Source organism: Pseudomonas protegens (genome assembly GCF_013407925.2).
Classification (GTDB): domain Bacteria; phylum Pseudomonadota; class Gammaproteobacteria; order Pseudomonadales; family Pseudomonadaceae; genus Aquipseudomonas; species Aquipseudomonas fluorescens_AP.
In genome coordinates, this window is record NZ_CP060201.1 from 6,472,689 (window position 1) to 6,486,762 (window position 14,074).

Consider the following 14,074-nt stretch of genomic DNA (forward strand, 5'->3'; position numbering starts at 1 on the left):
TCAGCACCCCTTGAAGACGGGGCTGCGTTTTTCCATGAAGGCGCTGACGCCCTCGCGGTAGTCCGCGCTGCGGCCTGCCAGGCGCTGCAGGTCGCGCTCCAGATCCAGCTGCTGGTCGAAGCTGTTGTGCAGGCTGGCATTCAGGCTGCGCTTGATCAGGGCCAGGCCATAGGTGGGCTGGCTGGCCAGGTGGCGGGCCAGGCGCAGGGCTTCGTCCCGCAGCGCGGCGTCGTCCACGCATTGATGGATCAGCCCCCATTGTTCGGCTTGCTCGGCGCTCAGGCGATTGCCCAGCAGGGCCAGGGACTTGGCCCGGGCCATGCCCACCAGCCGGGGCAGCAGCCAGGTGCCGCCGGAATCGGGAATCAGCCCCAGCTTGCAGAACGCCTGGATAAAGCTCGCGGAGCGCGCCGCCAGCACCAGGTCGCAAGCCAGGGGCAGGTTGGCGCCGGCGCCGGCGGCCACGCCGTTGACCGCGCAGATCACCGGCAGCGGCAGGTCACGCAGCTCGCGCACCAGCGGGTTGTAGAACTGCTCGATGGATTGCCCCAGGTCCGGCGCGGTCTCGCCGGGGGCGACGTTACGCTCGCCCAGGTCCTGCCCGGCGCAGAAGCCGCGGCCTTCACCGGTCAGCAGCAGCACTCGCACTTCAGGGTTGTTGCGCACTTGCTTGAGCGCGCTGCGCACCTCGCCATGCATCTGCGGGGTGAAGCTGTTGAGCTGTTCGGGGCGGTTGAGACTGAGGAGGGCGACGCCCTGGTCAATGGAGAACAGGATGGTGGCGAAGTTCATGGTCGGGACACTCTGTGCAAGGCAAAAGGGACGGTGCGGGTTGTTCTCAGTGGCCCGAGAACTGCGCCGGGCGTTTTTCCTGAAAGGCGGCGATGCCTTCCTCGCGGTCGCGGGTGCCGGCGAGCACGGTAAAGGCGTGGCGTTCGAAGCGCAGGCCGCTGGCCAGGTCGGTGTCCATGGCCTTGAGCAGCGCCTCCTTGGCCAGGCGCAGCGCCAGCGGCGCCTTGCTGGCGATCAGCCGGGCCAGTTGCAGGGCGCGCTCGACCACCAGCTCCGGCGGGGTGACTTCGCTCACCAGGCCGGCGCGCAGGGCGTGCCGGGCATCTATGGCTTCGCCGGTGAGCACCATCTGCATGGCCAGGGACTTGCCGACGGTGCGCGGCAGGCGCTGGGTGCCGCCGGCGCCGGGGATGATCCCGAGGTTGATTTCCGGTTGGCCGAAGCGCGCGTCCTCGCCGGCAATGATGATGTCGGCGTGCATGGCCAGTTCGCAGCCGCCGCCGAGGGCAAAGCCGTTGACTGCGGCAATCAGCGGTTTGCGGAAACCGCGGATCTGTTTCCAGCTCGACTGGCGCGGATCGTTGAGGATGCCGACCAGGTCGCGTTCGGCCATTTCCTTGAGGTCGGCACCGGCGGCAAACGCCTTGCGGTTGCCGGTCAGGACCACGACCTGGGTCTGCGGGTCGGCCTCGGCCTCTGCCAGGCTCTGCGCCAGCTCCGCCAGCAGGGCGGTGGTCAGGGCGTTGAGGGCTTGCGGACGTTGCAGGGTGATCAGGCGAATGCCGCCGCTCAGGGTTTGGACTGCAAGGTGTTGAGGCATGGTGAACCTCCTCGGGAGGTTGCGGCCGGTTGCCGGCTCGATTATTGGATCGGCTGGGGAGCCGGTTTTCGCCGAGTATATCGTCAATGCGATACATAAAACCAATAGTGACTGAGATTAATGTGTCTCGTTGTTTGCCGAGGATGGGGGTGTGACTGGGCAGAGGGGCTGGCTTGATCAGGCGATGAATGAGGGGAGCCTGGCTGTTCTTGGTGTGTGGCGTGCTGGCCAGCCACGGCTTCTTGTGTGCTGAGAATGATCTGATACAGAATGCCGGCATTGTTGGTTTGTAATGGGCTTGAATCGCGTCGCGCTGTTGCGCTGGCGCATTCGCCGGCAAGCCGGCTCCTACAACGATGGTCTTTGAGTGTTCGGGCGGGGAGAGAACATGACGTGTTACAGCCTCGATGGATTGACTCCAGTGGTCGATCCCAGTGCGTATGTCCACCCTTCGGCGGTGCTGATCGGTGATGTGATCGTCGGTCCGCACTGCTATGTCGGGCCCCTGGCCAGTCTGCGCGGGGATTTCGGGCGGATCATCCTCGAAGAGGGCGCCAATCTGCAGGACACCTGCGTCATGCATGGCTTTCCCGACAGCGATACGGTGGTCGAGCGCAATGGTCATATCGGCCATGGCGCGGTGTTGCATGGCTGCCGGATCGGCGCCGATGCGCTGGTGGGCATGAACGCGGTGGTGATGGACAAGGCGGTGATCGCGTCGCGCTCTTTCGTTTCGGCGGCGGCGTTCGTCAAGGCCGGCTTCGCGTGCGAGCCGCAGTCGCTGGTGATGGGCGCGCCAGCCCGGGTCACGCGGACCTTGAGTGATCAGGAAGTGGCCTGGAAACAGGCCGGCACCCGCGAATACCAGCACCTGACCCGACGCTGCCTGGAGCAGATGCAGGTCTGTGAGCCGCTGCCGCAGGTGGAGGCCGACCGGCCACGGTTTGCCGGCAGCCAGGTGCGGCCCAAGCACGGCCAATGAGGCAAAGCGCGATCATCAACAGCTCGGGCCGCTGCTGGCCCTGGAAACCCGCTATATTTCTTCCTTTTTTTCCGGTACGTCCATGTCGTCCCTCGCGCCACTGAACCATCTGATCAAACGCTTTCAGGAACAGACCCCGATCCGCGCCAGCTCGCTGATCATCACCTTGTATGGCGATGCCATCGAGCCCCATGGCGGCACGGTCTGGCTGGGCAGCCTGATTCAACTGCTGGAACCCATGGGGATCAATGAGCGGCTGATCCGCACTTCGATCTTCCGTTTGAGCAAGGAGGGCTGGCTGAGCGCTGAAAAGGTCGGGCGTCGCAGCTATTACAGCCTGACCCTCAGCGGTCGCCGGCGTTTCGACAAGGCCTTCAAGCGGGTGTACAGCGCCGCCGTGCCGGCCTGGGATGGCTCCTGGTGCCTGGTGATGCTCTCGCAGTTGCAGCCGGAGTTGCGCAAGCAGGTGCGGGAGGAGTTGGAGTGGCAAGGTTTCGCCGCGATGTCGCCGCTGTTGCTGGCTTGTCCGCGCAGCGATCGCGCCGACGTCAATGCCACCTTGCTGGAACTGGGCGCCCAGGAAGACACCATTGTCTTTAGCACCACGGCCGAGGATGTCCTGGGTTCCAGGGCCCTGCGCCTGCAAGTGCGCGAGAGCTGGAACATCGATGAACTGGCGGCCCATTACAGTGAGTTCATCCAGCTGTTCCGCCCGCTCTGGCAGGCCCTGCGCGAGCAGGAGCACCTGCAGCCGGCCGACTGTTTCCTGGCCCGCCTGCTGCTGATCCACGAGTACCGCAAACTGTTGCTGCGTGATCCGCAGTTGCCGGACGAGCTGCTTCCCGGGGACTGGGAGGGACGGGCGGCCCGCCAGCTGTGCCGCAACATCTACCGCCTGATCCAGGCCAGGGCCGAGCAATGGCTGGCCAGCGCCCTGGAGAACGCCGACGGTCCGCTTCCCGATGTCGGCGAGAGTTACTACCGGCGTTTTGGCGGTTTGCTCTAGCCGCAACAGGCGCTGACCGGTTCCGCCAGTCTCAGTAATTCGTCGATGGGGCGGGGCTGGCGGTCACGGGGCAAATGCGCGCAAAGTGCGCTGGCTAGTTGCCAGAAACATGCTTCGGGATGCGCTGTTCATAACAGCGCAAACAATCAGGGGCAGGGCGTGGAAGTTGTCGCGGGAGTGGGAATAGATAGGGTGCTTAGTTGTTTGTCTTGAATAACGGATCACCCCTTGGGGTGATCCGTTAATCGCATCGCTTACTTGGGCATGGCCCAGGACTGCAAGATATAACCTTCCTGGCTCAGTTCAGCCCGGGCTTGCTTGAGCAGGTCTTCGAGCTGGGCCGGATCGGAGTAGGCGCTGGTGGGAATACGGGTCTGGCCGATACGGGTGCTGGTACGGTCGATGACGGTCAGGCTCAGTTCGCCGTTCCCGTCCTGTGGGGCCCAGGCCACGCATTGAAATGGCTTGAATGCGCGGTCGGCGATCAAAAGTGCTTCGTTTCTACGGAGCGGGGCGTTCATGGGGTCTTCTCTCTGTGTGCCCAATCAGATGATGTGCCGTCGGTTGGGCTTACCGTTCGGCTGGTTATGTGTACTGATGCACTGAGGTGGGGATCGGGTCACACCGGAAAACAAGTTTTTACAACTTTCGTGCTGCGCGGTTGTGCGCGGGCCATTAGTTGCGGCGCTTTTTAAAAACTACTGCGACAATCAGTCGCTCGCAGAGCCCGTTCGCCGCTGCCTTAGTTCTTTTGGTAATCGACGCTATAAGCAATTGATACATTCGGGCGTCAAGTTCTTGCTAATGTTACAGCCAGGTTGGCCAAACCACTGTTTCTAATAACTTTTTCGAACTTTTGGCGTCAAGGAATACTCATGCTCGAAGCTCCTGTGCAGCGTCGCTTGCTGGTGGTCGATCCTTGTGACGACTGTCATCGCCTATTACCCGGATTGCGCACCATAGGTTGGGATGTCGACAGCTGTGACCTGGAAGCGGCCCGCGAGCGTTCCTGCGATGTCGGCCTGCTGCGCCTGCAGCCCTTTCATCTGGAGCGTCCGGAGGCGGTCAAGGAGTTGATCAGCCACAGCGGCACCGAGTGGATCGCGGTGTTGAGTCCTGAAGTGCTGCGGCTGCAGAAGGTCGGCGACTTCGTCTGCGAATGGTTTTTCGATTTCCATACGCTGCCGTTCGACGTGTCCCGGGTTCAGGTCACCCTGGGCCGGGCCTTCGGCATGGCTCGCCTGCGCGGCCAGGGTTCGATTCATGTGGATCAGCCCGAGCACGAGTTGCTTGGCGACAGCCGGCCGATCCGCGACTTGCGCAAGTTGCTGAGCAAACTGGCGCCCACCGAGTCGCCGGTGCTGATTCGCGGTGAGAGCGGCACCGGCAAGGAACTGGTGGCGCGCACCCTGCATCGCCAGTCCCAGCGTCATGACAAGCCCTTTGTGGCGATCAACTGCGGGGCGATTCCCGAGCACCTGATCCAGTCCGAGCTCTTCGGCCATGAAAAGGGCGCCTTTACCGGGGCCCATCAGCGCAAGGTCGGACGTATCGAGGCGGCCCATGGCGGCACCTTGTTTCTCGATGAAATCGGCGACTTGCCATTGGAGCTGCAAGCCAATCTGTTGCGTTTTCTGCAGGAAAAACACATCGAGCGGGTTGGCGGCAGCCAGCCGATTCCAGTGGATGTGCGAGTCCTGGCGGCGACCCACGTCGATCTGGAGGCGGCCATCGCCGGTGGCCGCTTCCGTGAAGACCTGTACTACCGGCTGAATGTGTTGCAGGTGATCACCGCGCCCTTGCGCGAGCGTCACGGCGACCTGGGCATGCTCGCCAGTCACTTTGCCCATTTCTACAGTCAGGAAACCGGACGCCGGCCCCGCAGCTTCAGCGAGGATGCCCTGGTGGCCATGGGCAAGCACGATTGGCCGGGCAATGTCCGTGAACTGGCCAACCGGGTGCGCCGGGGCCTGGTGCTGGCCGAGGGGCGGCAGATTCAGGCCAGTGATCTGGGGCTGCAGAGCCTCCAGGCCCACAACCTGCCCATGGGCACCCTGGAGGATTACAAGCATCGCGCCGAACGCGAGGCTCTGTGCGATGTGCTTAACCGGCACAGCGACAACCTCAGCGTTGCGGCCCGGGTGCTGGGCATCTCGCGCCCGACCTTCTACCGGTTGCTGCACAAGCATCAGATCCGCTAGGGCGGGGAAAAACGCCAAGGCCCGCGGCGATTGGGGAATCGCCGCGGGCCTTGTTGTTTTGGGTGGATCAGAAGTAGTACGGGAATTTCAGGCTGAAGGTGAAGTCCGGTGCGTCCTGGGTCATGCCCAGGGACAGGTTGGGCACGATGGTCAGGTGCTCGGTGGCAGCAATGGTCATGCCGACGTTGAAGTAGGCGGCGTTGGCGTCGCTGGACTCCACCGATTGCCAGTCCTGGCCGGTGTACTTGATCTTGCTCTTCTTCTGGATCTGGTCCGATACCGAGAACGCCATGCTCATTTTTTCGTTGAGGGCGAAGGCTACACCGGCGCCAATCTGGAAACTGTCGCCCAATTGCACCTTGCCGGGGATCTTCTGCCCGGCATTGGAGCTGATGTCGCCGAACGATTCTTCCAGGTTGTGGGTGTAGGACAGGCTGCCGAACAGCACCGCCGGGTCGAACGTCTTGACCAGCGAGATCCCCGGAGTCACCGACCACACACCATTACCGGTCGGCAGGCTTTCAGGCACCACCAGGTTGTTGTTGCCCGGGTCCGGATTGATGAACTTGATACCGAATGGGTCCTTGCCGGTGGGCGCCTTGACCCGCAGGCTGACCACGGCGTCAGGCAGGGAGTCGGACTCGTCGAGGAACTTGTAGGCCACCCCGACGTTGACGTCGCCCAGCGTCGGATCGCGAGTGACGGTGCTTTCCGAGATGGATTGGCTGCTGCCGCCGTTAGCGCCACCGGACTGGTAAGTCGACTCGCGATAGACCACCGGCGCGTTTATATCGAACTGCCAGCGGTTGTCCAGGTTGTAGCGGGCGGTCAGGTCCAGGGTCCAGGTGTCGGACTTGATCCGGTCCAGGTTGACGGTGCCCAGCAGGATCGAGTCCAGGGCCAGAAAGCCATTGAGGGTCAGTTGGCGGGTGTCGTAGCGGGCATAGCTGATGCCCGTTTCAACGCTGAACTTGCCTCCGCCAAAGAAGCCGCTGGCCTCGTCGTAGAGGTTGGTCACGCTTTGCGCCGGCGTCGAGTCATCCTTGAGCGACTGGCCATAGCTGGCACCACCCGCAGCGCCCCCAGACGCTGCTGCGGCCCCTCTGCCGGCAACCTGCTGATTGCCCTTGAGGTCGGCGGGTGATTTTGCCAGGCGCTTGGGTGGCGGCGCCGCGGGCTGGTCCTCGACTTGGCGTACCCGTTGTTCCAGCACTGCCAGCGCCTTCTGCTGCACTTCGTAACGTTGCTTCAGCTCCAGAAGTTCTTGTTTCAGGGTCTCTACGTCCGCATCGGGCGCCGCTTGCAAGGCCGCCGCCGGAAATAGAGTGCTCAAACATACAACCGCGCGCAGTGAAACCGATCGATACATGAAATAAACCGTCCCTTGTGAACCCCAATGGTCGAAAGTAGCTTAGTTCAGAATTTCATATTGCGTAGTCCATTTAGGGTGGTCAGGTTGCAGTCCAGCGCGCCTTTGCTGGGGCCGTTGTTTTGCAGGACCACGTTGAGCTGGGTCAGGTTGTTGACCAGGTTGCTGTTGCCCAGCAGCCGGGTGTTCTGCAGGACGTTGCCCTGGCCCACCTGCTGCAAGGTGCCGCCCTGGTTGGCACTGGCCAGAATGGCCATCTGGATCCCGCCATTGATCGCCGACACCGAGACACTGCCGGCGGCATTGCTGCCGGAGATGGTCTGGCCACTGAGCAGGGCCTGGCCGGGGTTGCTGCTCAGGCCGGGCGCCTGGTTGGCTTCACTGACATTGATACTGACGTTGTTGTAGGCGCTGTTGCCGTCGCCGGCGGCGCGCACCACCTGGGTCACGCCCTGGCCGGTGCCCAGGCCGGCGCCACCGATCACGTTGCCGGAGCCTTGAGAGGGGGTACTGCCGTTGCCGGTCTGGCTGATGGTGGTGACGTAGAATTGCGGGGTGACGGTGGATTGCTGGATCTGCAGGCTACTGGTGGCGCCTATCAGGTCGCCGCTGGCATTGCGCCAGGTACTGCTCATGACGATGCCGAAACTGATGATCCGTCCCGGCATCACATAGCGGCCACGCAGTTGTGAGAGTTCCTGATCCTGAACTTCGATGGGTTTGAAACCAGCATGGGCTGGAAGCGCTGCTGCGAGACAGGCCGCTGCCAGCCAGTATGTAGTCTTCATCTGCTGCTCCCGGAGCGTCCTGCCCCCCTTTTTTTATCGTTGCGCGCTCCTCCTAGAAGAAGTCGCTCTGGATGAAACCGAAATCCATCAGTTCCGCATCTTTGACTGGATAGAAGGTATCGAGCTTGTTTTTCGCGGTCAGCGGGGCGGGCGGATCGAGCAAGGCATTGGCCTTGTCATAGCCCGGGCCGATGATGGCAAAGACGATGCCGTTCCAGCCCTTGACGAAGTCTTCATGGGTGTAGCGTTTGTGACCCAGCACCGGATCACCGATATAGACCCAGTCTTTCTGGGCCCGCTGCATCACCACGAAGTGCTTGTAGCCGCGAATTTCCATCAGTACGACCACCGGAATGGTCACCGCCTCGAGCTTTTCCGGAGGAATCCGGTAGCCCCTGGCGCGCATGCCGATGCTTTCCGCGTAGCGTTTCATGTCAAGCATCGAGAAGCCCTGAGTCTGGACCAGCTTCTGGTCCGAATTCATCAGCATGCCCTTGATCACTTGTTCTTCGTTGACGTCCAGCCAGTAGGCCTGACGCAGGATGGTTGCCAGTGCCGCAGCACCGCAACTGAAGTCGGTCTTCTGTTCGACGATGTCGCTGAATTTGCGCTCACGCACACTCTGCACTTGCTTGAAGATCAGGCCGCCGCCCGCGAGTCCGGCCACGGCCATCTGCGCGGAGTAAGCGGGGCCGCATAGGCTCAACAGTAGAATGATGATCGCAGTACGCATGATCGTTACGCCTGGTGAGACTGTGGAAAAGCCCCGTTTCCGGGGCTTTCGTTACGATCGCTACTACATGCAGGCTTTGCAGCCGGCGGCGATGGACAGCGAGTTGCTTTGTTGGTTGCCCACACCGGCCGAGACGTTGGCGCCGCCGTTGCCGGAGAAGCCGTTCATCGAGTTGGTCATGCTGGCGTTGTTGACCACTGGGTTTTTCCAGCCGTCTTTGGTCAGCACTTGCTGGGTCCAGTAGCCGGCCAGTTCGATGGTGCCTTGTTCCTTGAAGGTGAGTTTTTGATCGTCGTTGCCGTGGCCTTTGTTGTCGCCATAGCCATGACCGCTGTGATCGTCGCCGCCTTCGATCTTGCCGCTGCCGGTGCCTTTGTAGGTGCCGGAGGCCACGAAGCCGCCAGTGAGGGTGTCTTTTTTGTAGGCTTGGACACCTTTGTTATCCACCACCAGGTTGGTGGAGGCTTGGTTGGCCGAGGCGGCGGCGGTGGCTACGCGACCACCGGATACGGCAATGGCCAGGTTGTTTTTCTGTTGGTTGAAGTCGCCGGCGGTCACGTTGACGCCGATGTTGCCGGAGCCGTTGTTGCCGGAGTTGTTCATCGTAGCGTTGTTCTGTGTCGACGAGTTTTTCACGTAGTTGTTGTTGTTGACCTGGGTGGCGCTGGAGGCGGCCACGGCGCTGCCGAAGATGAAGCTTTCGTCAGCGGTTGCCAGGGCAGCGGCGTTGTCTTGTTGGTTGCCGTCGCCGGCGGCGACGTTGGCACCCATGTTGCCGTTGGAGCTGTTCAGGGAGTTGTCCATCTTGGCGTTGTTGTTGGTGCCCTGATTTTTCACCACGTTGGTGTTGCTGTTCTGCACGTCGATTACTGCAGCACCGGCCCCAGCGGTGATTTGCAGCAGGGTGTTGAGATCCGGACCTTGGTTGTGATCGCCATGGCCATTGCCATGACCGCCGTTGTTACCATGTTCGTTACCACCTGCCTGAGCGGCCATTGCCATGACTGCGGCCAGTGCGAAAACCAGTGGTTTGAGAGCCATTGTAGGTTTCATGGTGTTTCTCCGGTGCTTATTAGTTGGTTAAGTGTTGGTACTTTCTAATTGCACTACGACGGGTCAATCGGCGACCCGGATGCTCAGGGTGTTAGCCATGCGGTTCCCCACCCCGGCACTCTGGTTCACCTGAATCACCCCACGGCTGCCGGTGAAGGCCTGGTCGCTGGTAACGACCTGGCGGCTGCCTTGCTGAGGGTCAGATGCGCCCGAGCTTGGTAACAGCGCGACGTTCTGCTGCGAGAGCGCGCTGTCGTCGATGCTTTGCGGATTGGCGCTGATGCTGATCCGCAAGGCATTGACCATCTGGTTGTTGGCCCCGGAGGACTGGTTGACACCCAGTGCGCCGTTGCCGTTGCTGAAAGAGTGGCCGCCGATGGTGCTGCTGGCATTGACCGAGCGGTCGGCTGGCGTGGTGATCTTCTGGGTCACGCTGGTGCTGGCCTTGGCATTGGTGCCGATGGCGATGGCCCGCACGTTGGTCTGCTGTTGCTGGTCGCCGGCGGCCTGGTTGACGTTGAGGTTGCCGGTGTAGCTCGAGCCGGAGTTGATCAGGGTCGCGGTGTCCTGGACCTGAGTGGCGCTATCGGCCATGGCCGAAGTGCAGGCCAGCAGGGCGAGAAAGAGCAGTGAGGGCTTCATCTCAATGGCCTCCAATGTTGCTCAATGGCGCCATGCCGGAGCTGATGGAGCGGTTGATCGACCCGGAGATCGACGACCCGGAGCCGCCACCGTGACCAGCGCTCATGCCGGGCAGGCCATTGGGGTTGGTCACCACATTGAGGCCGGCGACCCCGCTGCCGTTGGGCATCACGGCGCCGCGAACCAGCGAGCCGCTGTTGATCCCGGCGAACTCGCTGTCGCTCATTTCGTTGTTGAGTGTGCCGGTGACCGGCCCCGACGGATTGGCGTTGACCGTGGTCGGGTTGGGATCAAGATTCAGGGGGCGACCGGCAGGGGTCGGATGCACCTGGCGTTCCAGAACGATCTGGCCATCGCCTGCCGCCAGGACCGGAAGGCAGTGCACCGCGCTGACGGCACAGCCGATCAGCAGTAGGCGGGTGAAACCTTGCTTCAGAGTCCCCACGGCGGCATTCCTTCTTCTCAGTGCTGGCCCTAGTCAGCGTTGACAGGGAGAGAGCAGAAGCCGTGCCGCTTTTGATTTGTCTTGTCGATTCAATGGCTTGCGAATACGTCCCGGCGTTTGGCGGCCTGACTGTTTCATGCTTGAGACAGTTCGCCATAGCGGCCACTAGCCATAACCTTGCAAATGCTCTGGAACAGGGGTTGCTGCGGGGGTGTATCAGTGACTTAACAGTTTTACCCGCGCGTGGCGCAGGCCCCTTAATTAGCGGCCTGACCCGCCGCCGGGTGTTTCAGAAATGGACACTCTGGCGCCCGGCCAGCGTTGCCGGATCAGTCCTGCAGCAGTTGCCGGACCTCGGCAAAGGCCTGTTGCCGGCGCGCCTGCCAGTCCCCGCGAATCACCCGATAGGCTTGCCCATGGCGCTCCAGCCATTGCCGGGTATCGGCAAAGAAGGCCAGGCGCTGCGCCAGTTGCGGCTGGCAGCGCTGACCGTCATCGCTCCAGTCCACATCCTCCGGCGATAGCAGCAGGTGCAGGTCGTAGTGGCGGGCCAGCAGTTGCGGCTCCAGCCAGGCCGGGCAATCGCCGAACAGGGTCTGGCTCCACAGCAGGTTGCTCAACAGGTGCGTATCGAGGATCAGCAGGGCCGGCTGCTGCGAGCGCGCCTGATCCTCCCAGGCCAACTGGCCGCGGGCGATCGTGGGGATGTCAGCCAGGCAGGTGTCGCGGCGTTCCTCTTCGATGAAGTGACGCACGTACTCGCCCACCTGGAGGCCGCCAAAATGCGCTTGCAGCTCGGCCGCCAGCCAGCTCTTGCCGCTGGATTCGGGGCCGGTGAGGACCAGCACCTTCACGATTGCAGGGCCGGGTCGGCACGCCAGGTGCGCCAGCCCTGGACCGCCAGCAGGGTGAACAGGGCGTAGAGGGCGGCGGTCAGGTACAGCGCCTTGTAGAGGAACAGGCCGACGAAGATCACGTCCACGGCAATCCATAACGGCCAGCACTGCACGCGCTTTTGCGCCATCCACCACTGGGCCACCAGGCTGAAGGCGGTCAGGGCGGCGTCGAGCCAGGGTTGCGCGGCGTCGGTCCAGTGGGCCATGGCCGCCCCCAGCAACAGGCTGCCCAGCGCGCCCAGGGCCAGGCCCTGGAGCAGGCCGGCGGTTCGCAACTGGCTGACCGGACGCCCTTGATGCTGATCGCCGCCCCGGGTCCACTGCCACCAGCCATAGAGCTGCAACACGGCGTAGACCACCTGCAGGAGCATGTCGGAATAGAGTTTGACCTCGTAGAAGATCCAGCTGTAGAGCAGCACCATGACCAGGCCGATGGGCCAGCACCAGGGGTTCTGCTTGACCGTCAGCCAGACGGCGATCACGCCTAGCGCAGCGGCAAACAGTTCAAGCCCGGACATGGCGGTTCCTTGGGGAAGTGGAGGAGGGGGCGGATTGTACCCAGAGTCGGCCCCGGACGTTAGCCCGGAGCCGCGCAAGCGGTGGCGACTAGACGCGGAACTGGCGCAGCAGGCCGTTGAGCTGTTCCGAGAGCTCCTTGAGGTGCCGGCTGGCGGCGCTGGAATGCTGGGCGGCCAGCGCCGTGCCCTGGGACAGGCCCGCCGCCTGACCGACGTTGTGGTTGATGTCCTCCACCACATGGGCCTGTTGCAGGGTGGCGCTGGCGATCGAGGCGTTCAGTTCGTTGAGGGTGCGCAGGACCTGGCCGATGGCGTTGAGGCTGGTGCCGGCCAGCCCGGCCTGTTCGATGGTCGACTGCGAGGCCCGGCTGCTGTCGCCGATGACCTTGACCGCGGCTTCGGAGTGACTCTGCAGACGTTCGATCATGCCCTGGATTTCCGCGGTGGACTGCTGGGTACGCTGGGCCAGCAGGCGCACTTCGTCGGCCACCACGGCAAAGCCCCGGCCCTGTTCCCCGGCCCGGGCGGCTTCGATGGCGGCGTTCAGGGCCAGCAGGTTGGTCTGCTCGGCGATGGAGCGGATCACCTCCAGCACGGTGCCGATCTGGGTGCTTTCCGTCGCCAGGGTGCGGATCACTTCCACGGCCTGGTCGATGGTCGTGGACAACTGATCGATCTGCTGCAGGCTGCCGTCGATGTTGAGCTGGCCCTGCCGGGCCTGGGCTTCGGCTTCGCGCACTTCGCTGGCCGCGTGTTCGGCGTTCCTGGCCACATCCTGCACGCCGCTGGTGACCTGGCTGATGGCCGCGGCCACCTGTTCCATCTGCTGGGACTGCTGCTGACTGCGCTCCTGGGCCTCGCTGGCGTTGCTGCCCAGCTCGCTGGAGGACTGCGCCAGCGCGGCGGCGCTGGACTGCAACTGGGTCACCACCCCGCGCAACTTGGCGGTAAAGCCATTGAAGTGCCGGGCCAGCTCGGTGACTTCGTCCTGGCCGTGGGTATCCAGGCGCCGGGTCAGGTCGCTTTCGCCGCTGGCGATGTTGGCCATGGCGTGCACCGTTTCGCGCAGCGGGTTGACGATGCTGCGCACGATCAGCACCACCAGGGCGGTCATCAGCAGCGCAATCACCAGGCCAATGGAAGAGGCCTGCAGGACCTGGGCATAGAACTCCTGTTGCAGGTCGTCGATGTACACCCCGGAACCGATGATCCAGCCCCAGGGCTGGAACAGCTGTATATAGGAGGTCTTTTGTACCGGCTGCTCGGCCCCGGGCTTGGGCCAGCGGTAATCCACCATGCCGGCGCCCTTGGCCTTGGCCAGGGCGACCATTTCGTTGAACACCTGGAAGCCGTCCGGGTCCTTGACCGCCGCCAGGTTCTGTCCGTCGAGCTTGGGGTTGGCCGGGTGCATGATCATCACCGGCGTCAGGTCGTTGATCCAGAAGTAGTCGTTCTGGTTGTAGCGCAACCCGCGGATGGTTTGCAGCGCCTGTTGCTGTGCCTGTTCGCGGCTCAGGCTGCCGGCGGCTTCCAGGCCCTGGTAGTAATTGAGCACCCCGGCGGCGGTCTGCACCACATGCTGGGTTTTCTGTGCCTTGGCCTGGTACAGGTCGCGGTGAATCTGCCCGAGCATCATCACGCCCAGGGTCACCAGGGTCAGCACCGCCACGATCAGGATCAGCCACAAACGCTGACTGATGGACATCTTGCGCAAGCTATTCATCATCCGGTCACTCCTGATTCTTGTACTTGTCATAAAAGGCCGTGAGCATCCAAGCACGCCGGCCTTCGAGCGCCTACCCTACGGAAGTCCAATAACATCGCGGTGT

The 14,074-nt window shown here is 62.8% G+C and carries 15 protein-coding genes; 3 read left to right on the forward strand and 12 right to left on the reverse strand.

Annotated features, from left to right (window positions below):
* Positions 1 to 792 (reverse strand): 2-(1,2-epoxy-1,2-dihydrophenyl)acetyl-CoA isomerase PaaG, encoded by a 792-nt coding sequence (gene paaG, locus GGI48_RS29825; protein ID WP_016966236.1) that lies wholly within the window; start codon positions 790 to 792, stop codon positions 1 to 3.
* A 46-nt stretch (positions 793 to 838) separates the two neighbouring features.
* Positions 839 to 1,612, reverse strand: coding sequence for a 2,3-dehydroadipyl-CoA hydratase PaaF (gene paaF / locus GGI48_RS29830; protein WP_179601569.1), 774 nt, complete (start codon positions 1,610 to 1,612; stop codon positions 839 to 841).
* 388 nt (positions 1,613 to 2,000) lie between these two features.
* On the opposite strand from paaF, the gene paaY reads away from it, so the two are divergent.
* Complete coding sequence (gene paaY, locus GGI48_RS29835; protein ID WP_179601572.1) at positions 2,001 to 2,594, forward strand: phenylacetic acid degradation protein PaaY; 594 nt, start codon at positions 2,001 to 2,003, stop codon at positions 2,592 to 2,594.
* Between the two features lie 82 nt (positions 2,595 to 2,676).
* Entirely contained in the window at positions 2,677 to 3,600 is a 924-nt protein-coding gene (paaX, locus tag GGI48_RS29840) for a phenylacetic acid degradation operon negative regulatory protein PaaX (RefSeq protein ID WP_047304584.1), read from the forward strand.
* A gap of 254 nt (positions 3,601 to 3,854) precedes the next feature.
* Here paaX and GGI48_RS29845 read toward each other — a convergent pair whose 3' ends face one another.
* Positions 3,855 to 4,121, reverse strand: coding sequence for a hypothetical protein (locus GGI48_RS29845; protein ID WP_042941674.1), 267 nt, complete (start codon positions 4,119 to 4,121; stop codon positions 3,855 to 3,857).
* 354 nt (positions 4,122 to 4,475) lie between these two features.
* Here GGI48_RS29845 and GGI48_RS29850 point away from each other — a divergent pair, with 354 nt between their 5' ends.
* Positions 4,476 to 5,801, forward strand: coding sequence for a sigma-54 dependent transcriptional regulator (locus GGI48_RS29850; RefSeq protein WP_179601574.1), 1,326 nt, complete (start codon positions 4,476 to 4,478; stop codon positions 5,799 to 5,801).
* 67 nt (positions 5,802 to 5,868) lie between these two features.
* Here the strand turns inward: GGI48_RS29850 and GGI48_RS29855 are convergent, their stop codons facing one another.
* From GGI48_RS29855 to GGI48_RS29895, 9 genes are all read right to left on the reverse strand, one after another.
* Positions 5,869 to 7,170 carry a hypothetical protein gene (locus GGI48_RS29855; protein WP_047304523.1) on the reverse strand — a complete coding sequence of 434 codons (1,302 nt, stop codon included), beginning with the start codon at positions 7,168 to 7,170 and terminating at the stop codon, positions 5,869 to 5,871.
* A 47-nt stretch (positions 7,171 to 7,217) separates the two neighbouring features.
* Positions 7,218 to 7,958: a hypothetical protein gene (locus GGI48_RS29860; protein ID WP_179601576.1), complete on the reverse strand. Its 741-nt coding sequence runs from the start codon at positions 7,956 to 7,958 to the stop codon at positions 7,218 to 7,220.
* 52 nt (positions 7,959 to 8,010) lie between these two features.
* Positions 8,011 to 8,691, reverse strand: a complete 681-nt coding sequence (locus GGI48_RS29865; protein WP_016964704.1) for a C39 family peptidase — start codon at positions 8,689 to 8,691, stop codon at positions 8,011 to 8,013.
* Positions 8,692 to 8,754: 63 nt separating this feature from the next.
* Positions 8,755 to 9,744 carry a heme utilization protein gene (locus GGI48_RS29870; protein WP_179601578.1) on the reverse strand — a complete coding sequence of 330 codons (990 nt, stop codon included), beginning with the start codon at positions 9,742 to 9,744 and terminating at the stop codon, positions 8,755 to 8,757.
* A gap of 63 nt (positions 9,745 to 9,807) precedes the next feature.
* Positions 9,808 to 10,386, reverse strand: a complete 579-nt coding sequence (locus GGI48_RS29875; protein WP_042942316.1) for a hypothetical protein — start codon at positions 10,384 to 10,386, stop codon at positions 9,808 to 9,810.
* Position 10,387: 1 nt separating this feature from the next.
* Positions 10,388 to 10,831, reverse strand: a complete 444-nt coding sequence (locus tag GGI48_RS29880; protein ID WP_179601580.1) for a hypothetical protein — start codon at positions 10,829 to 10,831, stop codon at positions 10,388 to 10,390.
* A gap of 329 nt (positions 10,832 to 11,160) precedes the next feature.
* Positions 11,161 to 11,685: an AAA family ATPase gene (locus tag GGI48_RS29885; RefSeq protein WP_103740426.1), complete on the reverse strand. Its 525-nt coding sequence runs from the start codon at positions 11,683 to 11,685 to the stop codon at positions 11,161 to 11,163.
* Positions 11,682 to 12,245 carry a nicotinamide riboside transporter PnuC gene (gene pnuC / locus GGI48_RS29890; RefSeq protein ID WP_016968595.1) on the reverse strand — a complete coding sequence of 188 codons (564 nt, stop codon included), beginning with the start codon at positions 12,243 to 12,245 and terminating at the stop codon, positions 11,682 to 11,684. The genes GGI48_RS29885 and pnuC overlap by 4 nt, the downstream gene beginning before the upstream one ends.
* Before the next feature lie 88 nt (positions 12,246 to 12,333).
* On the reverse strand, positions 12,334 to 13,968 hold the full coding sequence (locus GGI48_RS29895; protein ID WP_179602190.1) for a methyl-accepting chemotaxis protein: 1,635 nt from the start codon (positions 13,966 to 13,968) through the stop codon (positions 12,334 to 12,336).
* Between the last annotated feature and the right edge of the window lie 106 nt (positions 13,969 to 14,074).